Source organism: Aeromonas sp. TECH754 (genome assembly GCF_056279295.1).
This window is the reverse complement of the sequence record NZ_JBWBRA010000001.1, coordinates 4,347,638-4,369,873: the sequence shown is the minus strand read 5'-3', so window position 1 is coordinate 4,369,873 and position 22,236 is coordinate 4,347,638. Positions and strand designations below refer to the sequence as shown.

The following is a 22,236-nucleotide window of genomic DNA, read 5'->3' as shown; positions in this document are numbered from 1 at the left end:
GCTGTTTCTCATATGCGTAAATCTCTTTCTGTGTTCAGTGTATTAGCCCTCAGTGTCGGTATCGCCCTGTCCGCAGCGCCAGCACAAGCTGCCCTGCCGCTGTTGGCGAACAACCAGGAGATGCCGAGCCTGGCCCCCGTCCTCGAGCAGGTCACCCCTGCCGTGGTCAATATCTCCGTCTCTGGCAAGAAGATCACCCGCCAGCGTCTGCCGGAACAATTCCGCTTCTTCTTCGGCCCCAACATGCCTGACGAGCAGGTGAGCGAGCAGCCCTTCCAGGCGCTGGGCTCCGGCGTCATCATCGATGCCAAGAAGGGCTATGTGATCACCAATGCCCACGTGGTCCACGAGGCGGACGAGATCAAGGTCAATCTGAAGGACGGTCGTGAGTACGCAGCCAAGAAGATCGGCGAAGACAAGCAGTCCGATATCGCCCTGCTGCAGATCAAGGCCGAGGACCTGGTGCAAATCAAGTTCGCCGACTCCGACGACCTGAGAGTCGGTGACTACGCCCTGGCCATCGGCAACCCCTTCGGTCTGGGTCAGACCGTGACCTCGGGTATCGTCAGTGCTCTGGGTCGCAGCGGCCTCAACATCGAGAACCTGGAGAACTTCATCCAGACCGATGCGGCCATCAACTCGGGCAACTCCGGCGGCGCCCTGCTCAATCTGCGCGGTGAGCTGATCGGCATCAACACCGCCATCCTGGGTCCGAACGGTGGCAACATCGGCATCGGCTTCGCCATTCCGTCCAACATGGTGCGAGACCTGTCCGATCAGATCGTCAAGTACGGCGAGGTACGCCGTGGCCAGTTGGGGATCACCGGCACCGAGCTGACCACCGACATCGCCAAGTCCTTCGGCTACAACAAGAAGGACGGTGCCTTCGTCAACCAGGTCATGCCTGATTCCGCCGCCGACAAGGCCGGCATCAAGGCGGGCGACATCATCATCAGCATCGATGGCAAGCCCATCCGCTCGTTCGGTGAGTTGCGCGCCAAGATTGCGACCATGGGTGCCGACAAGCAGGTTGCCCTTGGCCTCATCCGTGATGGCAAGGAGCAGACCGTCAAGGTCACTCTGAAGAAGGCCGATGACAGCGAGATCCTCGCCAGCGCCCTGCATCCGGCACTGGAAGGGGCCAAGCTCAGCACCACCACAGAGCCGGTGACCGGCGTGGCCGTGTCCGATATCGATCCGCGCTCCCCTGCCGCCGCCTCCGGCCTGCAGAAGGGTGACATCATCATCGGGGTCAACCGCCTGCGCATCAACTCTCTGGGAGAGCTGACCAAGGCATTGAAAGACAAGCCGGAGGTGCTGGCGCTGAACATCCAGCGTGGCGACTCCTCGCTCTATTTGGTGATACGTTAAGTCCCTCACACCCGCGGCAACCGCCGCGGGTGATTTTTATCCACCGATAATGTTATTCTCTGCGCGCAGCATGTACGGATGAGAATGACATGAAAATCCCACCTTTGATCAGTTACTTGGGCAAGTCTGTCGGCTTTGGCCTCACCGTCGCCGCGCTCCTGTTGCTGCTGTTCCCCAATTTTCGGGGTGGCGCCCCCCTGCCGGGCCTCATCACCAATGCCCGTGAGCTGAGTTTCTCCTACGCCGCCCATCGCGCCGGCCCCGCCGTCGTCAATATCTACACCCGCAGCTTCGCCGGCAATCGCGGCGAGAAGGCCGAACTCAGGCCGCAAGGGCTGGGCTCCGGGGTCATCATGAACCAGCGCGGCCACGTGCTGACCAACTACCACGTCATTGCCGACGCGGATCAGATCATCGTCGCACTGCAAGATGGCCGGGTTTTCAGCGCCGAGCTGGTCGGCACCGACAAGCTGACCGATCTCGCGGTGCTCTACATCGAATCGGACAACCTGCCGGTGATCCCGCAGGATCCTGACCGCTTGCCGGACGTGGGGGACGTGGTGCTCGCCATCGGCAACCCCTACAACGTCGGCCAGACCATCACCCAGGGCATCATCAGCGCCACCGGACGCATCGGTCTCTCCAGCATGGGACCGGACAGCAACGGCCGGCAGGATCTGCTGCAGACCGATGCCGCCATCAACGAGGGCAACTCGGGCGGCGCCCTGGTCAACGGCCGCGGCGATCTGGTGGGCATCAACACCGCCGCCTATCACCTCAACGGCAATCAGGAGAGCTACGGCATCAGCTTCGCCATCCCCTACAAGCTGGCCAAACGCATCATGGACGAGCTGATCGCCAACGGCCGGGTCATTCGCGGCTACCTCGGCATCTCCAGCGTCGAGATCAACCCCATAGTCGCGCGCATGATGAACTTAGGCGATCTGCAGGGCCTGGTGGTGGAGAGTCTGGATCCCGACGGACCGGCCAGCAAGGCGGGCCTCAAGCGCGGAGATGTGCTGCTCAAGGTCAATGGCGAAGCCATCAGCGGCGTGCGCTCCGTCATGGACAAGATCGTCGAGAGCCGCCCCGGCACCAAGCTGCGCATCTCGGTGATCCGCAACGGCAAACCGCTGGAGGTCGAGGTCGTCATCGAGGAAGACGTGCGCTATCAGAACCTGCCAGCCAGCAGCTCGGCCTCCCCCAGCTAACCATATTTCCCGTTTCACAACGAGGGGCACCAGGGTGTCCCTCGTTGCTATTTACCTTTCCGTTATCGCCCCGTCCGTGAGCTGATTCACAGTTTCGCCCCTCAAACCAAGCCTCACTCTGCCCACCAAAATATGGCCCCGATCACACTCGATCAGCCTCTAGCAGCCCTCTTTGGACCTCCGCCCCCCCAAAATGGCGGGATTAAACAGGTCTTTGCCTGGAATTTCCGCTTCGAATCGGAAAAAGGCTGCCTCCTCCACACCGCGCCATCGCCTTAGGGTAGTCACATCCCTTCTGCCAGCCTTGGAGAGCAGACCTTGAATACCGACACTCATGACAGTGCCCTGACCCCGGACAGCCCCGCCTTGCAACGCAAGACGGAGCTCACCCTGGCACGGATCTACCACCTGCTGGCTGATCAGGGCATCCGTCCCAACGAGGTGCAGCAACAGATGCTGGCCTCCCACGTCAAAGCCATGGTGTGGCGCTCCCATAGCGGTGAATCCCTGCCGGAGGTCGATCTCAGCCTGTTCGATGAGATCTCCCCCCTCTCCCTGCGACTGGCCGAACAGGTCGTCGCCTGGCTGGACAAGCTGGCCCACGAAGAGGCCCACCTGTTGTCGGTCCATTTCGAAGTGGCCAAAGAAAATGAACTCAGCTCGGTGCTGGGCCTTTAACCCAAGGAGATACCCCAATGTCAGTTATCAAACTCGTGATCGGAGACAGGCTCGGCAAGGGCCAGAAAGTGGGTGCCGGGGCAGAAGCCGCCGGCGCCAGCGTGACCGTGATCCCCGGCATGGCCGCCGACATGAAGCTCGGTGATGTGATGAACAAGGAGCAGGCGGATCTCGGCATCTCCTTCTGCGGCAGCGGCGGCGCCGGCGCCATCACCGCCCAGACCAAGTACGGCTACAAGTGCCGCTACGGCATGCGCTCCGTCGAAGAGGGCGTGACCGCCATCAACGACGGCTGCGTGGTGCTCGGCTTTGGCTTCATGGACAAGGAAGAGCTCGGCCAGAAGCTGGTCGAAGCCTTCGCCAAGAAGCACGGTCGCGCCTGATGAACGAACACTTCACCACCCAGGTCATCGTCAACGGCAAGGGGGCGACTCGCCAGCAGGCGTTCGCTGCCGCCCTCAGCCAGGTGCAACCCAGCCTGCTCAAGGACAACCCGCGCGTGATGCTGCGGATCGAACCGGTCGAGGTCGCGGTGCTCAAGGCCGAGGAGTCGGTCCGGGTGGAGAAGTTCCTGTTCTTCTTCCTGCCGCGCCAACGCCGCGAATTCCGCGTCCAGCTGGAAATCACGGTCAAAGTCACCAGCCTGGATGCCGACAAAGTGGCTTTCAGCCTTGTCTAACACCACAAAAGGACATGTTGGATGTTTCTAATCATATTTCTCAAGTCACTCATCATCGGCGGCCTGGTCGGCGTCGGAGTGGGGGTCGGGGCGGCACGGATGTTCCACGCCCCGACCGTGCAGGGCATGGGGGCTTTCCGCACCCTGGGGGAGCTCAACTCCTGCGAGGGGGATCCCGCCTCCCACTTCTCCTTCGGTCTTGGCTTCTTCTTCAATGCCTGGGCCTCCACCGTGGCGGCAGGCGCCTTCACTCAGGATGTGGATCACCGCATCATCCCCCACTGGGCCACGGCTGCGCTGCTGGTCAAGAACCGGGACATCACCAGTACCCTGCATGACCCCAAGAAGATGGCCATCGCCGGCGGCATCATAGGCGCCATCGTGGTTGCCTTCTTGAACAGCACGGCCGCCGCCGTCCCCGCCGCCCTGCAGGTCACCGCCGTCAAGGTGCTGGTGCCTGCCGCCAACCTCTTGGTCAACACCGTCATGCCGGTGATCTTCTGGCTGGCCGCCATCGAGGCGGGCAAGAAGTCCGGCTTCTGGGCCACCATCTTCGGCGGTCTGGCGCAGCTCATCATGGGCAACGCCGTACCGGGTCTGGTGCTCGGCATCCTGATCGGCAAGGGCGTGGAAGAGAGCGGCTGGAACCATGTCACCAAGGTGATGATGGCGGCCATCGTCCTGCTGTTCGTGCTGAGCGGATTCTTCCGCGGCTTCGACATGAAACTGATCGAGTCCTTCCACCTGGGGATCCCCCTGTGGCTGGAAAATGTCCATAACCTGATGAGCGGCAAATAAAGGACCCCGACATGGATGAGAAACTGAAAAACAACTTCTGGTACGCGGACTGGTCCTTCCCCATCTTCGTCGGCCTGCTGTCGGCCGGGGTCTTTGCCGGAACCCATATGTTTTACCTGTACGGCGTCGGAGCCTTCAACGAGGTGGCCTTCGTCGCCATGCTGAAAGCCGGCATGGACACCGGTGCCTACGGTGCGGTCGCGGCCTTCGGTGCCAGCTTCCTGTTTGCCCGCATCATCGAGGGCTCCCTGGTGGGGATCCTGGACATCGGCGGCGCCATCCAGACCGGCGTCGGCCTGGGCGTGCCTGCCCTGCTGCTGGGTGCCGGCATCATCTATCCGGTAGAGAACTTTGGCGCCTCCCTGGTCACCGGCATGGGGATTGGTCTGGCCATCGGCTATGTGATCATCCTGGCGCGCAAGTTCACCATCAACCAGAGCAATTCCACCTACGGGGCGGACGTGATGATGGGCGCTGGCAACAGCTCGGGCCGCTTCCTCGGCCCCTTGATCATCCTCTCCGCCATGGGGGCCTCCATCCCCATCGGGCTGGGTTCCCTGCTGGGTGCGCTGCTGTTCTACATCTGGAACAAGCCCATCACCGGTGGCGCCATCCTGGGTGCCATGCTGCTCGGCACCTTCTTCCCGGTCGCCCTGGCTTAACCAAATGCCGCCCCGCGGGGCGGCATTTAAGAACCTGTTTGCGATCTGTCGCGAGAGGTCGTCAGCAAGGTGAAGAGCAGCACAGGAACCGGAGTTTATAGACATAAATGAGGATTCCGAGCAGCACATGAGCCTTGATCACGGCCTCGCAGTAAGAACGCAAGCAGGTTCCAAGAGGGATATCAGCATGTACGACATCATCATCAGAGCGGGGCGCCAGGGAAATGGCGAGCTCATCGACATCGCCATTCTGGACGGCAAGATAGCGGCCCTCGGCCAACTGCCAGCAGCATCAGCGGCGAAGCAAACCCTTACTCTAGCGGGTGAGATCGGGGTGAGTGCCGGCTGGATTGACAGCCACACCCACTGCTATCCCGCCTCCCCCATTTATAACGATGAACCGGACAAGGTGGGCGTGGAATCCGGCGTCACCACTGTCATCGATGCAGGCAGCACGGGCGCCGACGACGTGGATGCGTTCCAGCGGCTGGCCGCCGACTGCAAGACCCGGGTGCACGCCCTGCTCAACATCTCCCGCATCGGCCTGTTGCGCCAGAATGAGCTGGCCAATCCTGCCGACATCGATCCTGCGCTGGCCCAGGCGGCCATCCGCCGCCATCCCCACTTTATCGTCGGCATCAAGGCACGCATGAGTGGCAGCGTGGTGGGGGAGAACGGTCTGCAACCGCTGCGCATGGCCAAGCAGATCCAGCGCGATAACGGCAAGCTGCCGCTGATGGTGCACGTGGGCAACACCCCACCGGATCTGGATGAGATCGTCGCCCTGCTGGGGGACGGCGATCTGCTGACCCACTGCTTCAACGGCAAACCGAACCGCATCCTGACTCCGGCCGGTGAGCTGCGCGTCGCGGTGCGCGAGGCGCTGCAACGGGGTCTACGGCTCGACATCGGCCACGGCGGGGCCAGCTTCAGCTTCGAGGTGGCAGAACTCGCCATCCGCCAGGGGATCCTGCCCCACACCATCAGCTCGGACATCTACTGCAAGAACCGCATCAAGGGACCGGTCTACAGCCTGGCCCATGTGATGTCCAAGTTTCTCGTCATCGGCATGACGCTGGAGCAGGTGCTCGCCTGCGTCACCCACCAGGCCGCCGATGCGCTGCGCCTGACCGGCAAGGGACGGCTCGAGGTAGGGGCCGACGCCGATCTGACCTTGTTCGAACTGGCCTCTGGCCCGGCCCTGTTTATGGATACCGAAACCCAGTCGCGTCGCGGCGACCGGCAACTGCGTCCCCTCGCCGCCCTGGTGGGCGGCGACCTGGTTCTGACTCACTATGGGAAATCACACCATGTCTTCTGTCTATGAGAAATATCAGCTCAAACCGGTGATCAACGCCTCCGGCCGCATGACCCTGCTCGGCGTCTCCACCCCGGAGCAGGAGGTGGTTGACGCGGTCAACTTCGGCCTCGGTCACTACTTCGAGGTCAAGGATCTGATCAACAAGACCGGCGCCTACTTGGCCAACTTGCTTGAGGTAGAAGATGCGGTAGTGGTCTCCTGCGCCAGCGCCGGGATCGCCCAGTCGGTGGCCGCCGTGATAGTGCGCGGCGACCCCTACCGGCTGGAGCAATTGCACGCCCACGGTCACGCGGTGCCGACCGAAGTCGTGCTGCCCAAGGGCCACAACGTGAACTTCGGCGCCCCGGTCGGCACCATGGTCAACCTGGGGGGCGGCAAGGTGGTGGAAGCTGGCTATGCCAACGAGTGCTCCCCCGCCCAGTTGGCCGCCGCCATCACCCCCAATACCGCCGCCATCCTCTACATCAAGTCCCACCACTGCGTGCAGAAGAGCATTCTGTCGGTGGCCCAGGCCGCCGAGGTCGCCAGGGCTCATCAGTTGCCGCTGATCGTCGATGCGGCCGCGGAAGAAGACTTGCGCCTCTACTACCAGATGGGGGCGGATCTGGTCATCTACAGCGGTGCCAAGGCCATCGAAGGGCCCACCAGCGGGCTGGTGCTCGGCAAGCGCCAATATGTGGAGTGGGTCAAGCAGCAGTCAGGCGGTATCGGCCGCGCCATGAAGGTGGGCAAGGAGGGGATCCTCGGCCTGACCCATGCCATCGAGCGTTACCTGGAGAAAGAGAAGGAGAGCGGCGCCGCCATGGTGGCCAAGATGACCCCCTTCATCGAGCGGCTCAACCAGTTGCCGGGTGTCAGCGCCAGGGTGGTGTGGGACAGCGCCGGCCGTGACATCGCCCGTACCGACATCGCCTTCGACCACCAGCAGCTCGGCATCAGCACAGTACAGGTAGTGGCTCGGTTGCAACAGGGCAACCCCGCCATCTACTGCCGTGGCTACAAGGCCAACGAAGGCCACATCGAGATCGACGTGCGCAGCGTCAGTCCGGCCCAGCTCGATCAGATCCATGCCGCCATTGCCCAGATCATTCAGGAGAACCGTTGATGTCCCTTACTCCCAACTACTATCGCAACCGTGTCTGTCTCAACGTGCTGGCTGGGTCCAGGCAAAACGCCGTCGACATTTATGAGGCGGCCGAAGGCCACGTGCTGGTCGGCGTACTCTCCAAGAACTACCCGGACGTACCCTCCGCCGTCGCCGACATGCGCGAATACGCCGCCTTGATCGACAATGCCCTCTCCATCGGCTTGGGTGCCGGCGATCCCAGACAGTCCGCCATGGTGGCCGAGCTGGCCCGCCAACTGCAGCCCCAGCATGTCAATCAGGTGTTCACCGGGGTCGGTGCCAGCCGGGCGCTGCTCGGCCAGCCAGAGACGCTGGTCAATGGCCTGATCTCGCCGACCGGCACTCCCGGCATGGTGAAGATCTCCACCGGCCCGCTTAGCGCCGGGCAAACGGATGGCATAGTGCCCATCGATACCGCCATCGCCCTGCTGAAAGACATGGGCGGCAGCTCGGTCAAGTTCTTCCCCATGGGAGGCCTCGCCTGCCGTGACGAGTATCAGGCGGTGGCCGAGGCCTGTGCCCGTCACGGCTTCTGGCTGGAGCCCACCGGCGGCATCGACCTCGACAACGTCGAAGAGATTGTCCGCATCGCGCTGGCGGCCGGCGTCGAGAAGGTGATTCCCCACGTCTACAGCTCCATCATCGACAGTGGCAGCGGCCTGACCCGCCCCGCGGATGTGCGAACCCTGCTCAATGTGGTGAAACGGCTGCTGGCATAACATCAAGCGCGGCACCGGTCCGATCACTGACCGGTGCCTGGCTTGTTGATGATCAGCTTGTTAACATCGGTCCCTTCTCTCGCGACAGGAGTCACGTTTCGTCCATGCTCAAGCTGCCCCACCCCAGACTCCATCAACTGCTGACCCAGCTCCATGCCGAGCCCCTGCCACAGGAGGAGCTGGCCCGTCGCCTCAACGTCTCCACCCGCACGGTGCGCACCGATGTGGCGACCCTGAACGAGCTGATTGCCACCCATGGCGGCCACCTGATCCATCAGCGTGGCAGCGGCTACCAGCTCAAGATCTACAATCAGGGGCTGTTCGACGCGTTGCTGGCGGCTCAGGAGCAGGAGAGCAGCCTGCCGCGCACCAGCCGTGAGCGGGTGCTGCACCTGCAGCTCCTGCTGCTCAGCGCCGAACAGGGGATCAAGCTCGAAGCGCTGGCGGATACCTGGTATCTGAGCCGGGCGGCGCTGCAGGGGGACATGGCACAGGTACGGGAGCGGCTCGCCCACTTCGGGCTCAATATCGACAGCAAGCCACGCCTCGGCATGCGCATCCAGGGCGAGGAGACCGCCATCCGCGCCTGCCTCACCCATCTGCTCTATCGGGAGCAGACACGCAACAACCCGTTGCAGGGCCTGCTGCCGAACCTCTGCCCCAGCAAGACGCTGGAGGTTGTCGGCAATCGCATCCATGCCCAACTCGGTCGCCACCAGTTGCGGCTGGCCGACGAGAGCCTGCAGCAGCTCACCCTCTACTGCGCCGTCACCCTGTTGAGGCAGGCGGCCGGTCATGAGTTGCTGCAGTTCAGCGATGAGGATCTCACCGCGCCCTTGGCTGCGGTGGCGCGCGACGTCTATGCCGAGCTGCCGACCCTGACCGCTCCGAGCGAGCAGGAGGTAGCTTGTCTCGCTATCCAGATCCAGGCGCGCCTCATCGCCGACACCCCGCACCTCAGCGCGACCATGACCGCCGAGAGCGCCCAGCTGGTCGAGCACCTGCTGGATTACATCCACCAGCACTATCCCTACGATCTGCGCCACGACGGCCAGCTGCGCGCCGATCTGCTGACCCATATCAGCGCCATGCTGCTGCGGATCAAATACCAGGTCGGCAGCCACAATCCGCTGGCGGATCACATCAAGCAGTACTACCCCCTCGCCTACGACATCACCCTGGCCGCCCTCTCGGAGTGGATCAAACAGACCCCCTACCACCTGACCCACCACGAGATCGGCTACCTGGTGATCCATATCGGGGTCGGGCTGGAGCGCCACCATGACATCGGCTACAGTCGCCGGCCCCAGGCGCTGCTGTTGTGCGATGCCGGCAATGCCACCTTCCGGGTGCTGGAGGCGCGCATCAGGCGCGAATATCCCCAGCTGCAGCTGACCAGCCTGGAGTCGGTGCGGGATTACGAGGGTCTGGTGCGGATCGTGCAGGACTTCGTCATCAGCACGGTCAAGGTCAGCGAGAAGAACGTCCCCGTGGTGCAGATGGCCCCCTTCCCGACCCAGTACCAGCTGGAACAGCTCGGCAAACTGGTGCTGATCGACCGCACCCGTCCCTATCTGCTGGACAAGTATTTCGACGCCGACCACTTCATGGTGGTCAAGGAACCGCTCAGTCAGGCACAGCTGTTTACCCGCATCTGCGATCAGCTGGAGGCCGAGGATCTGGTGGAGAGCGGATTCAGGAGCTCATTGCATGAGCGGGAACGCATCGTCTCCACCATGCTGGGGGACGGCATCGCCCTGCCCCACGCCCTCGGTCTGCTGGCGCGCCGTACCCTGGTCTATACGGTGCTGGCGCCACAGGGCATCGACTGGGGCAACGGCGAGACCGCCACCCTCATCTTCGTGCTGGCCATCGCCAAGGCCGACTACGAGGAGGCGATGGGGCTCTACGATCTGTTCCTGGCGTTGATGAACGAAAAAGCCAGCAGAAATCTGCTGGCTTGTCGGGATTTTGCCACTTTCAAGGGGCTGGCACGCACCGGATCATGAGGGTAGCCGGAGCGGGGCTCACTCCTCGTTGAAGCCCGAGGTGAACAGCGCCACCACGGCGGCCAGGGCCTCTGCTTCTTCCGGCCCCTCCACCTGGACTTCCACCTGCTTGCCCTGGGCGGAGTCCAGCATCAGCAGGCCGATCACGCTGTCCGCGTCGGCCTCCACCCCGTCCTCGTTGCGCAGCAGCACATGGGCGTCGAAGCCCTGTACCAGCTCGAACAGCATCATGGCCGGTCTGGCATGAATACCCAGCTTGTTTTTGACTTCTACCGAGGCGGAAACTGTCATCTGAGCATCCTGTTGGTCTATCAGACTTGCGGTGAACGTTTGTCCAGCGTGCGGTGACGGATCTGCACGTTCTTGCCAAGCAGACGGAACGCGCTGGCCAGCCGCTCGGCGACAAACACCGAGCGGTGCTGGCCACCGGTACAACCGATGCCAACGGTCACATAGCTGCGATTGTTGCGCTCCAACTGGGGCAACCAGGTCGCCAGCATGTTCTCGATCTGCTGGGTGAACAGCATCACATCCGGCTGGTTGGACAGGTAGTTGGCGACCGGCTCATCCTGGCCGGTGAACGGCTTGAGTTCGGGGATCCAGTGCGGGTTCGGCAGGAAGCGGGCATCGAACACGAAGTCGGCATCTTTGGGAATGCCGTACTTGAAGCCAAACGACTCGAACACCAGCACCAGCTCGTTCTCTTTCTTGCCGAGCACCCGGGTCTTGATGAGCTCGCTCAGGTCGTGAATGCTGAGACTGGTGGTGTCAATACGCAGATCGGCGGTGGAGGAGAGCGGTGCCAGCAGATGGGTCTCCTCACGGATCGCCTCATCCAGTGACAGCTTGTTGCGCGACAAGGGGTGCAACCGGCGGCTCTCCCCATAGCGCTTGAGCAGGGTCGTGTTGTCGGCATCGAAGAAGAAGCTGGAGAACTCCACCCGCCCCTCGTTGCGTACTTGAGCCAGCAGGTTGTCCAGTCTGTCAGGCTGGCTGGGCAAGTTGCGTACGTCTATGCTGACCGCCAGCTTGTCATACTGACTCTCGACCGAGACGATCAGCTGGGGTAGCAGATTCACCGGCAGGTTGTCCACGCAGTAATACCCCAGATCCTCCAGCACCCTCAGGGCGACGGTCTTGCCGGAGCCCGAGCGGCCGCTTACCACTATTAACTGCATCTTGTCCCCTCACGCCAACTTGGCTATGTCGTGCCCGGCATCAGGCCGAGGTCATGATCTGATAGAGCTCTTCATCGCTGGTCGCCTGGCGCAACTGGCGGCAGACCGCCTTGTCGCCCAGCTTGGATGCCATCAGGGAAAGGGTCTTGAGGTGCTGCTTGCACTCGCTTTCCGGCACCAGCAATGCAAACAGCAGGTCAACCGGTTGATTGTCGATGGAATCGAAAGGGATGGATTCGGAGAAGGTCATCAACACGGCAGTCGGCGCAAAGGCGTCGTCGATCCGGCCGTGGGGAATGGCAATACCGGCACCGATCCCGGTACTGCCCATTTTTTCCCGCGCCAGCAGGCTCTCGAACAACACCTGACGGGAGGTGCCGAGGCGCTCTGCGGCCAATTCGCTGATGATCTCGAGGGCGCGTTTCTTGCTGGTACAGGGGACCGCACTCTTGGTGCAGTCCCGACTCAGTATGTGTTCAAGTTGCATAGTTATTTTTGATTTAACTTATCTTTGTGCTTGATGATCTGCCGATCCAGTTTATCCAGCAGGGTATCAATCGCCGCATACATGTCGGCATGCTGCGAATTGGCGAACACCTCCCCCCCGCTGACATGCAGCTTGGCTTCGGCAATCTGGTTCAGTTTTTCGACGCTCAACACCACGTGTACGTTGTTGATATGGTCAAAGTGACGCTCGAGTTTGGCAAATTTGTTGTTCACATAATCACGCAGAGCTTCGGTAATCTCGACATGGTGTCCGGTCAGGTTAATTTGCATAACGTCTTCCTTTTGTTTGCCTAAACCAGGCGTTTGCGCTGATTGGATGGCGGGATCAACAAGGATTCACGGTACTTTGCTATCGTGCGTCTCGCCACCATAATACCCTGTTCGGCCAGCAAATCCGCGATCTTGCTATCACTAAGCGGTTTGGCTGGATTCTCAGCCGTCACCAGCTTCTTGATCAGAGCGCGAATAGCGGTCGATGAGCACTCTCCTCCCCCCTCCGTACTGACATGACTGGAGAAGAAAAACTTCAGTTCAAAAATGCCGCGGGGCGTATGCATGTACTTCTGGGTCGTCACCCGTGAAATCGTCGACTCATGCATCTCCACCGCCTCGGCGATGTCGTTGAGCACCATGGGTTTCATGGCCTCCTCACCGTATTCGAAAAAGCCCTGCTGCTGCTCGACGATGCAGCTGGCCACCTTGAGCAGGGTGTCGTTGCGGCTTTCCAGACTCTTGATGAACCACTTCGCTTCCTGCAGATGGGAGCGAATGAACTGGGTGTCCGTGCTGCTGCGCGCGTTGCGAGCCATCGCAGCATAGGCCTCATTGACGCGAATACGCGGTGCCGAATCCGGATTGAGCTCCACCACCCACTTGTTGCCCTTCTTGATCACGGAGACATCCGGGATCACGTATTGAGATTCGCCTTGGATGATGCCATTGCCGGGCCTTGGCTCCAGTTGCTGGATGAGATCCAGCACCTCCTTGAGGTCGCTTTCCTTGAGACGGGTCTTGCGGGCCAGGGTGCGGTAATCGCGATTGCCAAGCAAGTCCATGTGCTCGCTGATCACCTCCCTCGCCTCATTGAGCCAGGGCAGATCGGGCGAATACTGGCCAAGCTGGATCAGCAGACACTCCTGGACCGAGCGGGCAGCGATGCCGATCGGATCGAAATGCTGCACCCGCTTGAGCACGGCCTCAACCTCATCCAGTTCGACTTCTACCTCATCACTGCTGACTGCAACCTGAATATCCTCGAGGGAGACGGTCAAATAACCGGAATCGTCGATGGCGTCGATGATGGCGAGGGCGATGGCGGCATCCAGATCGCTGAACGGCGTCAACCGCATCTGCCACAACAGATAGTCTTGCAGGTTCTCGGTGGTTTCCCCCTGATAGACGCTGTCTTCCCCATCGTGGATGGGGCCTGCGCTCTGGGCCGTACCGGCCGAATAGACCTCGTCCCAGGTGGTATCCACCGGCAGCTCATCGGGCATCTTGTCCTGGGCCATGGCATCACTGGAGTCCAGCTGACTGGCGTCGACTGCCTCTGTCGGGTTGGTTTCCTGTGCCTCGCTCTCCTCTTGCTCCAGCAAGGGGTTGCTGTCGAGCGCTTGCTGAATTTCCTGCTGGAGTTCCAGCGTGGAGAGCTGGAGCAGACGAATCGCTTGTTGTAATTGTGGCGTCATGGTCAGTGACTGACCGAGACGCAACTGTAATGTCGGCTTCATCTACGTCGGGATATCCTTATGTTCAGCGAGGCAGTCACCTAACAAAAATGAGGGATGCACCCTTACTATAGACTGAATTGATCGCCCAAATAGACGCGCTTGACCTGCTCATCGGCGAGGATATCGGCCGGTGCGCCTTCGGCAATCATCTTGCCGTGGCTGACGATATAGGCCTTCTCGCACACATCCAGCGTCTCTCTGACGTTATGATCGGTGATCAGGACACCCAGCCCCCGTTCTTTCAGATGCTGGATGATCTTCTTGATATCTATTACAGAAATAGGATCAACACCTGCAAAAGGCTCATCAAGCAGGATAAATCTCGGCTCTGCCGCCAGGGCGCGCGCGATCTCGACCCGTCGCCGCTCTCCGCCCGAGAGGCTCTGCCCCAGACTGTCGCGGATATGAGTGATGTTGAACTCTTCCAGCAGCTGCTCGACCTTGTCTTCCCGCTCCTCACTGCTCAAGCCCTTGCGAGTCTGCATGACCCCCATCAGGTTGTCGAACACCGACAGACGACGGAAGATCGAGGCCTCCTGCGGTAGATAGCCGATGCCGTTGCGGGCCCTGATATGCATGGGTTGCAGACTGATGTCCTGATCGTCGATGGTGATGAGACCGGCATCCCGCTGCACCAGGCCCACGATCATGTAGAAGGAGGTGGTCTTGCCCGCCCCGTTCGGGCCAAGCAGCCCCACGATCTGACCGGTACCCACTTCCAGGCTTACGTCACTGACGACCATGCGGCGCTTGTAGCTCTTCTGCAGGCCAACTGCTTTTAACACTGCCATGGCTCGTTTCCTACTTCTTCTGATCGGCGGGCTTGTCGAAATTTTCAACCTGATCCGGCAAGAACACCGTCTTGACGCGCTGGGCCGGGCCCTTGCTCTCGGCAATCATCTTCTGGGTGACGATGTCATAGCGAATGAGATCGCCGTTGACCTGGCTGTCTTCCTGCTTGAGCTGGCCGTTGCCGGTGATGGTGACCTGCCGGTTCTTCAGCTCGTAACGGATGCTGTTGCCATGGGCATTGACCGGCTTACCGTTGTCCAGCACCTGGAAAAAGGTCGCGGGGTTGCCATAGGCGGTCATCACCTCGGCACCCTTCTCGCCGGAGCGGATCACCACCACCTTGTCGGCCTTAATCTTGATGGAGCCCTGAGTGATGATCACATCCTCACTGAAGGTGATGCGGTTATCCTGCATCTCGGCCACCTGCTTGACCGCATCCACGTAGACTTTCTGGGCGAAGTCGGACTCTTTGGCGTTCGCCACGCCGCACAACAGCAGGGCGGTGAGGGCCAGATTAACGTTTTTCATTGAAATAAGTGGCATGGCCTTTATCCAGTAATTCGAAATATTTACGACCAAGGTGACCTCTCAGGCCAACCCCTTCGGTCTGGAATTCCTGACCCAGGATACTGATATGCTGGTTGCTTCTCACATCCTGAGTCACCAGATCCAGTTCCAGATATGGGGTATCCAATGTGGAGATGAAAGAGGCTGGCAACAAGCCATCCAGATGCACCTGGTCACGCAGGATCACGTTGTCATCGGTGTTGAGGACACCGGTCTGCGCCGTCACCTTCCATTCGGCCTCACCCTTCTCATCGAACATGTAGATCACCGGCTTGTCGAAGGTCGCCTGTTCGAGGATCTGGAAATACTCGGCAAACTCCGACTCCAGCCGTTCTGTCCGCTTGCCCTGCTCGTTGAAGCGGGTGGTAACCAGATTCTTGGCGGTGAAGTCCGGCTGATAGTTCTCGACCTTGTTGGTCGGCTCGGGTGCCAGCTCGATATCGCCGATCTGCCACGCCGCCAGCGCCACCAGAAACAGCAGGCCGAACAACAGTGTCTGCTTGTTCATACGGACGCCTCAGGCTGATAGTCGCCGAGCCCCTGCGCCTGCAAGATGAGATCGCACACCTCGCGCACCGCCCCGACGCCGCCCCCCAGGCGGGTGATCATATCGGCGCGGGCCAGCACCAGCGGATGGGCATCCGCTACCGCGATGCCGAGGCCGCAGGCCGCCATCACCGGCAAATCGATGGTGTCATCCCCCATATAGGCCGCCTGTGAGGCATCCAGACCCAGCTTGGTCAGCAGGGCCTCGAAGTGGGGCAGCTTATGATCCGCCCCCTGCACCAGGTGTTGCACTCCCAGACTCCTCATCCGATCGCTGACGATGCGGGAATTGCGTCCGGTGATGATGGCGATCTCGATACCCGCATTGAGCAGGGCACGCATGCCCGCCCCATCGCGGGTACAGAAGGTCTTCAGCTCCTCGCCGTTATTGCCCATATAGATGAAGCCATTGGAGAGCACCCCATCCACATCGCACACCAGCAGACGGATCTGCGCCGCCTTGTCATACTGGCTGCGCGTCACCGGACCATAGAGGGTCGGTACATCTTGCATCAAATCACCCCGGCTTTGAGCAGGTCGTGCATGTTGAAGGCACCCAATGGCCGCCTCGTCTCATCCACCACCAGCAATCCGTTAATCTTTTTGGTTTCCATCAGCTTGACGGCCTCGGCGGCCATCATCTCTGGCCCTACGGTAACACAGTTGGTCGTCATTACCTTGGCGATCGAGGTGTGATGGATATCCACCTGCAGATCCAGGATCCGGCGCAAGTCACCATCGGTAAAGAGCCCGGCCAGCCGGCCATCTGCGTCGACGACCGCCGTCATCCCCAGCCCCTTGCGGCTCACTTCCAGCAGCGCCTGGCTGATGGTGGCATCGATCCCCACCCGGGGCAACAGCTCGCCTTGGTGCATCAAGTCCCCCACCCGCAGCAGCAGGCGCTTGCCGAGCGAGCCGCCAGGATGAGACAGCGCGAAGTCGTCGGCGGTGAAGCCGCGGGCCTCCAGCAGGGCTACCGCCAGTGCATCTCCCATCACCAGCGTCGCGGTGGTACTGGAAGTGGGCGCCAGCCCGAGCGGGCAGGCCTCCTTGTCGACCTTGATGCAGAGATGGACGTTGGCCTCCTTGGCCATGGTCGAGGCCGGGTTGCCGGTCATGCAGATGAGCGGAATACCGCGGCGCTTGAGTACAGGCAACAGAGCCAGGATCTCGTCACTCTCGCCAGAGTTGGAGATGGCAATGATGAGATCCCCGGCGGAGATCATCCCGAGATCGCCGTGGCTGGCTTCGCCGGGGTGCAGGAAGAAGGCGGGCGTGCCGGTGCTGGCCAGGGTGGCGGCGATCTTGTTGCCCACATGGCCAGACTTACCCATGCCGGTGACCACTATCTTGCCGGCGCAGCGCAGCACCATCTCGCAGGCCCGATCGAAGGTCTCGTCGAGGTACTGGTAGAGTCCATCAATCGCTTGCTTTTCAATGTCCAGCACCGCGCGGGCACTGCGACGAAAATCGAACAGTTCAGACACTTTCTCAGGCGTTACAGACATAAATGCACAGCTCCGGGCCGAAATTTGCTGCGGGATTATAAAAAAGTCTGTCGAGATAAGCGAATCGGATGCGGGGTCATCATCCCCTGATGCAAGTTGTTACATAAAACTGTCGTGTATTTGGGGGGGATAGGCGCCCAATAGTTGTTCCTTGCTGTTGCTTAGACCTAGACTAGCCCATAAAATTCGCTCTTCTTTTATACCGGATGGACAATTGTTTGAACGATGACCTGATCACCATCGCCGATCTGAGCTTCAGTCACGGCGATAGGTTGCTGTACGACAGGATCAACCTGACCATTCCCCGTGGCAAGGTCACCGCCGTCATGGGGCCAAGTGGCATCGGCAAGACCACCTTGCTGCGGCTGATCGGGGGCCAGCTGAAACCAGAGTCGGGTCATATTCTGTTCGACGGGGAAGACATTCCCAGCCTCTCCCGCAACCGTCTGTACGAGGTGCGCAAGCGGATGAGTATGCTGTTCCAGAGCGGCGCCCTGTTCACCGGCATGACGGTATTCGACAACGTGGCCTTCCCGCTGCGGGAGCACTCCGGCCTGCCGGAGGAGCTGATCCACACCATCGTCATGATGAAGCTGGAAGCCGTGGGATTGCGCGGGGCCGCCAGACTGATGCCGTCCGAACTCTCAGGCGGCATGGCTCGCCGCGCCGCACTGGCCAGATCCATCGCGCTGGATCCGGACCTCATCATGTATGACGAGCCCTTCGTCGGTCAGGATCCCATCACCATGGCGGTGCTGGTCAAGCTCATCAAGGCACTGAACGATGCCCTCGGCATCACCTCCGTCATCGTCACCCACGATGTGAAAGAGGTGTTGAGTATCGCCGACTACGCCTACATCATCGCCAATCGCAAGGTGGTGGCTCATGGCACCCCGGATCAGCTGCGCGAGGAACACAATCCCGAGGTCGAGCAGTTCCTGAAAGGACTGCCCGACGGTCCTGTTCCGTTTCATTTTCCGGCAGGCGACCTGCTACAGGATCTGTGATGTTGACAAGCCAAGTAAGCAAACTGGGCCGGGGCGGGGTGCGCTTCATCAGCGCCGTCGGCCGCGCCACCATCATGCTGTTTCATGCGCTGGCGGGCCGCCCCCAGCCACGCAAGCACTTTCCCCTGCTGGTACAACAGCTCTATGTGGTGGGTGTGCAGTCGGTCGCCATCATTCTGGTGTCGGGTCTGTTCATCGGCATGGTGCTCTCCTTGCAGGGCTACAACGTCTTGAAAGACTTCGGCGCCGAGCAGAGCCTGGGGCCGCTGGTGTCACTCTCCCTGCTACGGGAGCTGGGGCCCGTGGTCACCGCCCTGCTGTTTGCCGGCCGGGCCGGTTCGGCTCTGACCGCCGAGATCGGCTTGATGAAGGCCACCGAGCAACTCTCCAGCCTGGAGATGATGGCGGTGGATCCGCTGCGCCGGGTGGTGGCACCCCGCTTCTGGGCCGGGGTCATCAGCATGCCGCTGCTGGCCTTCATGTTCAGCCTGATCGGCATCTTCGGCGGCAAGCTGGTCGGTGTCGACTGGCTGGGAGTGGACGAGGGCAGCTTCTGGTCCGCCATGCAGGCCGCCGTCGACTGGCAGGATGACATCATGCAAGGGGCCATCAAGAGCATGATCTTCGCCCTGGTGGTCACCTGGATTGCACTCTTCAATGGCTATGATGCCAAGCCGACATCGGCCGGGATCAGTCAGGCGACGACCCGTACCGTGGTCCACTCATCCCTGGCCGTGCTCGGTCTGGATTTTATACTCACCGCAGTCATGTTTGGATAAGGTAAAGATGAAGTTCAGCAAAGTAGAATTCCTGGTTGGCGCCTTCATGCTGGCTGGTATCGCGGCCATTCTGGCATTGGCACTGCAAGTGGCGGGGATGAGTTTCAAACCGGAAGGAGAAACCTATACCCTGCGCGCCCATTTCGATAATATCGGCGGCCTGAAAGTGCGCTCACCGGTCAAGGTCGGCGGCGTGGTCGTCGGTCGGGTCAGTGACATCAGCCTGGACGCCAAGAGCCAGGTGCCGATCGTCTCCCTGCAGATGCAGAAGGCCGCTGGCGAGTTTTCCGAGACCAGCACCCTCTCCATCCTGACGTCTGGCCTGCTTGGCGAGCAATATGTCGGCCTGGCGCCAGGTTTCACCGATGAGGAGATGGGCACCAACATGCTCAAGGATGGTGACATGATCGAAGACACCAAATCAGCCATAGTGCTGGAAGACCTGATTGGCAAATTCCTCTACAGCCAGTCTGCTCCGGCCACCAATCCGCCAGCAACCAAGGAGTAACCATGTTCAAGAAGATCGCCCTGCTGCTGGGCCTGATGACCAGCATGTTGTTTTCCGTGACCGCCCTGGCAGAAGTCAACGCCTCGGATCCCTATGCCCTGGTGGATCAAGCCGCCCAGCAGACCTTCGCCCGTCTCAAGTCGGATCACGCCCAGGTCAAGAGCAACCCGGATCACCTGCGAGTCATCATTCGCGAAGAACTGCTGCCCTATGTGGACAACCGCTTCGCCGCCTACAAGGTGCTCGGCAACCAGATCAAGGAGACCACCCCGGCTCAGCGTGACGCCTTCGTCGAGGTGTTCACCGAGTACATGGTGAGCTCCTACGCCGATGCTCTCGCCCACTTCGATCAGCAGACCGTCAAGGTCCAGCCTGGCAAGACCCCGGCCGACAGCAACATCACCGCCGTCAGCGTCAGCGTGAAAGAGACCGGCAAACCGGACATCTTCCTCGAGTTCAAGCTGCGCAAGAACAACAAGACTGGCGAGTGGAAGGCCTTCGACATGGTCGCCGAAGGCATCAGCCTGCTCTCCGCCAAGCAGAGCGAGCTCGGTGGCCTCATCCGCCAGAACGGCATAGACGCGGTGATCGCCCAGTTGCGCGAACACAATGCCAAGCCGTTGGTCATCAAGTCATGACATTGAGTGGCGAACTACAGGCGCCACAGGTTGTCGAACTGTGGCAACGCCGGGCGGAGTGGTGGCAAGACGACGAGCTCGAGCTCGGCGACGTCACCACTCTGGATTCCGCCGGGCTGGCCCTGTTGGTAAAGTGGGCCAAAGCCACCCTGGCACGGGGAGGCTCACCACGACTGGTGGGTGCCTCCACCGATTTTTATACCTTGGCCAACCTGTACGGGGTGGCCGATTTGTTTCAATCAACCCCGCCCAACACTGAGGACGCATAATGCAAGTCTCTGAAATTGAAGCGATACTCCTTGAGGCCTTGCCATTGTCCGAAGTCCATGTCAAAGGCGACGGTAGTCACTTTCAGGTGATTGCCGTCGGTGACATGTTTGACGGTATGAGCCGGGTCAAGAAACAGCAGGCCATCTATGCCCCGCTGATGGACAAGATCGCCAGCAACGCCATCCACGCCCTCTCCATCAAGGCCTTTACCGATGCCGAGTGGAAGCGCGAACGCAAATTCCTCTTACCCTCCTGATTTGGTACCCAAGCAAAATGGATAAATTCAAGATCGATGGTCGTTGTACTCTCAACGGCGAAGTGACCATCTCTGGCGCCAAGAACGCCGCTCTGCCGATCCTGTTCGCTACCCTGCTGTGTGATGAAGAGATCCAGCTCTCCAACGTGCCGCGCCTCAAAGACGTGGGCACCACCCTCAAGCTGCTGGAGATGCTGGGGGCCAGCACCAAGGTCAACGGCAACGTAACTGTGCTGACCGGCGCGGTGAACAACCACGTCGCCCCCTACGAGCTGGTGAAGACCATGCGCGCCTCCATCCTGGCGCTGGGCCCGCTGGCGGCCCGTTTCGGGGCGGCTGACGTCTCCCTGCCCGGCGGCTGCGCCATCGGTGCCCGTCCGGTCAACCTGCACGTCCACGGCCTGGAGCTGATGGGTGCCAAGATCACCATCGAAGATGGTTACATCAAGGCCCGTGTCGACGGTCGCCTCAAGGGTGCTCACATCCTGATGGACATGATCTCCGTCACCGGCACCGAGAACCTGATGATGGCTGCCACCCTGGCGGACGGCCGCACCGTGATCGAGAACGCCGCCCGCGAGCCGGAAGTGGTGGATCTCGCCCATTTCCTCAACGCCCTTGGCGCCAAGATCCAGGGTGCCGGCACCGACACTCTGACCATCGACGGTGTCGAGCGTCTGCACGGCGGCAGCTACAGCGTCCAACCTGACCGTATCGAGACCGGTACCTTCCTGGTCGGCGCCGCGGTCACCGGTGGCAAGATCACCTGCCGCAAGACAGATCCTGCCCTGCTGGAGGCGGTGCTGGTCAAGCTGGAAGAGGCAGGCGCACTGATCGAGAAGGGAGCTGACTGGATCAGCCTCGACATGACCGGCCGTACCCTCAAACCGGTCACCATCAAGACCGCCCCCTACCCGGCCTTCCCGACCGACATGCAGGCACAGTTCACCGTGCTGAACGCGGTCGCCAAGGGTACCGGCATGGTTACCGAGACCATCTTCGAGAACCGCTTCATGCACGTGCCTGAGCTGGTACGGATGGGCGCGGACATCGAGCTGCAGGGCAACGTCGCCATCTGCCGTGACACCGAGCAACTCAAGGGTGCCCAAGTGATGGCAACCGATTTGCGTGCCTCCGCCAGCCTGGTACTGGCCGGCTTCGTGGCCGAAGGCACCACCATAGTCGAGCGCATCTACCACATCGACCGTGGCTATGAAGACATCGAGCACAAGCTGCAAGGTCTGGGCGGTCGCATCGAGCGCGTCAAAGAAACCCACTGATGCCACGTTTGATGCAGTGCTAGCCCCTGCTCATGACGAAAAAGGCCCCCGCATTGCGGGGGCCTTTTCTTTTTCAGCAAATGGTCCTGAGCCTTA

The 22,236-nt window shown here is 60.9% G+C and carries 28 protein-coding genes; 18 read left to right on the top strand and 10 right to left on the bottom strand.

Annotated elements, in window-relative coordinates; all coding sequences use genetic code 11:
• The first annotated feature begins 12 nt into the window (after positions 1-12).
• The 11 genes from ACZ9IL_RS20010 (at position 13) to ACZ9IL_RS19960 (ending at position 10,574) form a co-directional block, all read left to right on the top strand.
• Positions 13-1,371: a Do family serine endopeptidase gene (locus ACZ9IL_RS20010; protein ID WP_476005016.1), complete on the top strand. Its 1,359-nt coding sequence runs from the start codon at positions 13-15 to the stop codon at positions 1,369-1,371.
• A gap of 89 nt (positions 1,372-1,460) precedes the next feature.
• Entirely contained in the window at positions 1,461-2,582 is a 1,122-nt protein-coding gene (degS, locus tag ACZ9IL_RS20005) for an outer membrane-stress sensor serine endopeptidase DegS (RefSeq protein ID WP_476005015.1), read from the top strand.
• A 318-nt stretch (positions 2,583-2,900) separates the two neighbouring features.
• Positions 2,901-3,260 carry a transcriptional regulator gene (locus tag ACZ9IL_RS20000; RefSeq protein ID WP_476005014.1) on the top strand — a complete coding sequence of 120 codons (360 nt, stop codon included), beginning with the start codon at positions 2,901-2,903 and terminating at the stop codon, positions 3,258-3,260.
• Between the two features lie 17 nt (positions 3,261-3,277).
• Positions 3,278-3,643: an SFCGS family glycine-rich protein gene (locus ACZ9IL_RS19995; protein WP_476005013.1), complete on the top strand. Its 366-nt coding sequence runs from the start codon at positions 3,278-3,280 to the stop codon at positions 3,641-3,643.
• Complete coding sequence (locus ACZ9IL_RS19990) at positions 3,643-3,939, top strand: DUF4312 family protein (protein WP_476005012.1); 297 nt, start codon at positions 3,643-3,645, stop codon at positions 3,937-3,939. Before ACZ9IL_RS19995 ends, ACZ9IL_RS19990 begins: the two co-directional genes overlap by 1 nt.
• Positions 3,940-3,960: 21 nt before the next feature.
• Complete coding sequence (locus tag ACZ9IL_RS19985; RefSeq protein ID WP_476005011.1) at positions 3,961-4,737, top strand: DUF4311 domain-containing protein; 777 nt, start codon at positions 3,961-3,963, stop codon at positions 4,735-4,737.
• Between the two features lie 11 nt (positions 4,738-4,748).
• Positions 4,749-5,399: a DUF4310 family protein gene (locus tag ACZ9IL_RS19980; protein ID WP_476005010.1), complete on the top strand. Its 651-nt coding sequence runs from the start codon at positions 4,749-4,751 to the stop codon at positions 5,397-5,399.
• 187 nt (positions 5,400-5,586) lie between these two features.
• Positions 5,587-6,726 (top strand): amidohydrolase/deacetylase family metallohydrolase, encoded by a 1,140-nt coding sequence (locus tag ACZ9IL_RS19975; protein ID WP_476005009.1) that lies wholly within the window; start codon positions 5,587-5,589, stop codon positions 6,724-6,726.
• Entirely contained in the window at positions 6,710-7,825 is a 1,116-nt protein-coding gene (locus ACZ9IL_RS19970; protein ID WP_476005008.1) for a DgaE family pyridoxal phosphate-dependent ammonia lyase, read from the top strand. Before ACZ9IL_RS19975 ends, ACZ9IL_RS19970 begins: the two co-directional genes overlap by 17 nt.
• Positions 7,825-8,565 carry a 2-dehydro-3-deoxy-phosphogluconate aldolase gene (gene dagF, locus ACZ9IL_RS19965; protein WP_476005007.1) on the top strand — a complete coding sequence of 247 codons (741 nt, stop codon included), beginning with the start codon at positions 7,825-7,827 and terminating at the stop codon, positions 8,563-8,565. Before ACZ9IL_RS19970 ends, dagF begins: the two co-directional genes overlap by 1 nt.
• Before the next feature lie 104 nt (positions 8,566-8,669).
• Positions 8,670-10,574 carry a BglG family transcription antiterminator gene (locus ACZ9IL_RS19960; RefSeq protein WP_476005006.1) on the top strand — a complete coding sequence of 635 codons (1,905 nt, stop codon included), beginning with the start codon at positions 8,670-8,672 and terminating at the stop codon, positions 10,572-10,574.
• A gap of 18 nt (positions 10,575-10,592) precedes the next feature.
• Here ACZ9IL_RS19960 and npr read toward each other — a convergent pair whose 3' ends face one another.
• The 10 genes from npr to ACZ9IL_RS19910 form a co-directional block, all read right to left on the bottom strand.
• Positions 10,593-10,865 (bottom strand): PTS phosphocarrier protein NPr, encoded by a 273-nt coding sequence (npr, locus tag ACZ9IL_RS19955; RefSeq protein WP_438550812.1) that lies wholly within the window; start codon positions 10,863-10,865, stop codon positions 10,593-10,595.
• Between the two features lie 20 nt (positions 10,866-10,885).
• A complete protein-coding gene (gene rapZ / locus ACZ9IL_RS19950; protein WP_476005005.1) occupies positions 10,886-11,752 on the bottom strand; it encodes an RNase adapter RapZ in 867 nt (288 codons plus the stop codon).
• A 40-nt stretch (positions 11,753-11,792) separates the two neighbouring features.
• On the bottom strand, positions 11,793-12,239 hold the full coding sequence (ptsN, locus tag ACZ9IL_RS19945; protein ID WP_033132292.1) for a PTS IIA-like nitrogen regulatory protein PtsN: 447 nt from the start codon (positions 12,237-12,239) through the stop codon (positions 11,793-11,795).
• A 2-nt stretch (positions 12,240-12,241) separates the two neighbouring features.
• Complete coding sequence (gene hpf, locus ACZ9IL_RS19940) at positions 12,242-12,529, bottom strand: ribosome hibernation promoting factor (protein WP_005305957.1); 288 nt, start codon at positions 12,527-12,529, stop codon at positions 12,242-12,244.
• Positions 12,530-12,549: 20 nt separating this feature from the next.
• Entirely contained in the window at positions 12,550-13,989 is a 1,440-nt protein-coding gene (locus ACZ9IL_RS19935; protein WP_476005004.1) for an RNA polymerase factor sigma-54, read from the bottom strand.
• Positions 13,990-14,054: 65 nt separating this feature from the next.
• Entirely contained in the window at positions 14,055-14,780 is a 726-nt protein-coding gene (gene lptB / locus ACZ9IL_RS19930) for an LPS export ABC transporter ATP-binding protein (protein WP_438550815.1), read from the bottom strand.
• A 10-nt stretch (positions 14,781-14,790) separates the two neighbouring features.
• A complete protein-coding gene (lptA, locus tag ACZ9IL_RS19925; RefSeq protein WP_476005003.1) occupies positions 14,791-15,309 on the bottom strand; it encodes a lipopolysaccharide transport periplasmic protein LptA in 519 nt (172 codons plus the stop codon).
• Positions 15,296-15,856: an LPS export ABC transporter periplasmic protein LptC gene (gene lptC / locus ACZ9IL_RS19920; RefSeq protein ID WP_476005002.1), complete on the bottom strand. Its 561-nt coding sequence runs from the start codon at positions 15,854-15,856 to the stop codon at positions 15,296-15,298. Before lptC ends, lptA begins: the two co-directional genes overlap by 14 nt.
• Positions 15,853-16,407, bottom strand: a complete 555-nt coding sequence (gene kdsC / locus ACZ9IL_RS19915) for a 3-deoxy-manno-octulosonate-8-phosphatase KdsC (protein WP_476005001.1) — start codon at positions 16,405-16,407, stop codon at positions 15,853-15,855. The genes lptC and kdsC overlap by 4 nt, the downstream gene beginning before the upstream one ends.
• Positions 16,407-17,402, bottom strand: a complete 996-nt coding sequence (locus ACZ9IL_RS19910; protein ID WP_476005000.1) for a KpsF/GutQ family sugar-phosphate isomerase — start codon at positions 17,400-17,402, stop codon at positions 16,407-16,409. The genes kdsC and ACZ9IL_RS19910 overlap by 1 nt, the downstream gene beginning before the upstream one ends.
• A gap of 206 nt (positions 17,403-17,608) precedes the next feature.
• Here ACZ9IL_RS19910 and mlaF point away from each other — a divergent pair, with 206 nt between their 5' ends.
• Genes mlaF through murA form a run of 7 tightly spaced genes read left to right on the top strand, consistent with a single transcriptional unit; the run spans position 17,609 to position 22,140 of the window.
• Positions 17,609-18,409 (top strand): phospholipid ABC transporter ATP-binding protein MlaF, encoded by an 801-nt coding sequence (gene mlaF, locus ACZ9IL_RS19905; protein WP_476004999.1) that lies wholly within the window; start codon positions 17,609-17,611, stop codon positions 18,407-18,409.
• Entirely contained in the window at positions 18,409-19,188 is a 780-nt protein-coding gene (mlaE, locus tag ACZ9IL_RS19900; protein WP_476004998.1) for a lipid asymmetry maintenance ABC transporter permease subunit MlaE, read from the top strand. The genes mlaF and mlaE overlap by 1 nt, the downstream gene beginning before the upstream one ends.
• A 7-nt stretch (positions 19,189-19,195) precedes the next feature.
• On the top strand, positions 19,196-19,696 hold the full coding sequence (gene mlaD / locus ACZ9IL_RS19895) for an outer membrane lipid asymmetry maintenance protein MlaD (protein WP_476004997.1): 501 nt from the start codon (positions 19,196-19,198) through the stop codon (positions 19,694-19,696).
• A gap of 2 nt (positions 19,697-19,698) precedes the next feature.
• Positions 19,699-20,334 (top strand): phospholipid-binding protein MlaC, encoded by a 636-nt coding sequence (gene mlaC, locus ACZ9IL_RS19890; protein ID WP_476004996.1) that lies wholly within the window; start codon positions 19,699-19,701, stop codon positions 20,332-20,334.
• Positions 20,331-20,603 carry an STAS domain-containing protein gene (locus tag ACZ9IL_RS19885; RefSeq protein ID WP_476004995.1) on the top strand — a complete coding sequence of 91 codons (273 nt, stop codon included), beginning with the start codon at positions 20,331-20,333 and terminating at the stop codon, positions 20,601-20,603. The genes mlaC and ACZ9IL_RS19885 overlap by 4 nt, the downstream gene beginning before the upstream one ends.
• Complete coding sequence (gene ibaG, locus ACZ9IL_RS19880; protein ID WP_033132280.1) at positions 20,603-20,860, top strand: BolA family iron metabolism protein IbaG; 258 nt, start codon at positions 20,603-20,605, stop codon at positions 20,858-20,860. The genes ACZ9IL_RS19885 and ibaG overlap by 1 nt, the downstream gene beginning before the upstream one ends.
• A gap of 17 nt (positions 20,861-20,877) precedes the next feature.
• The gene (murA, locus tag ACZ9IL_RS19875) at positions 20,878-22,140 is read left to right on the top strand and encodes a UDP-N-acetylglucosamine 1-carboxyvinyltransferase (protein ID WP_476004994.1); all 1,263 of its coding nucleotides are present in this window, start codon (positions 20,878-20,880) and stop codon (positions 22,138-22,140) included.
• Positions 22,141-22,236 lie beyond the last annotated feature (96 nt).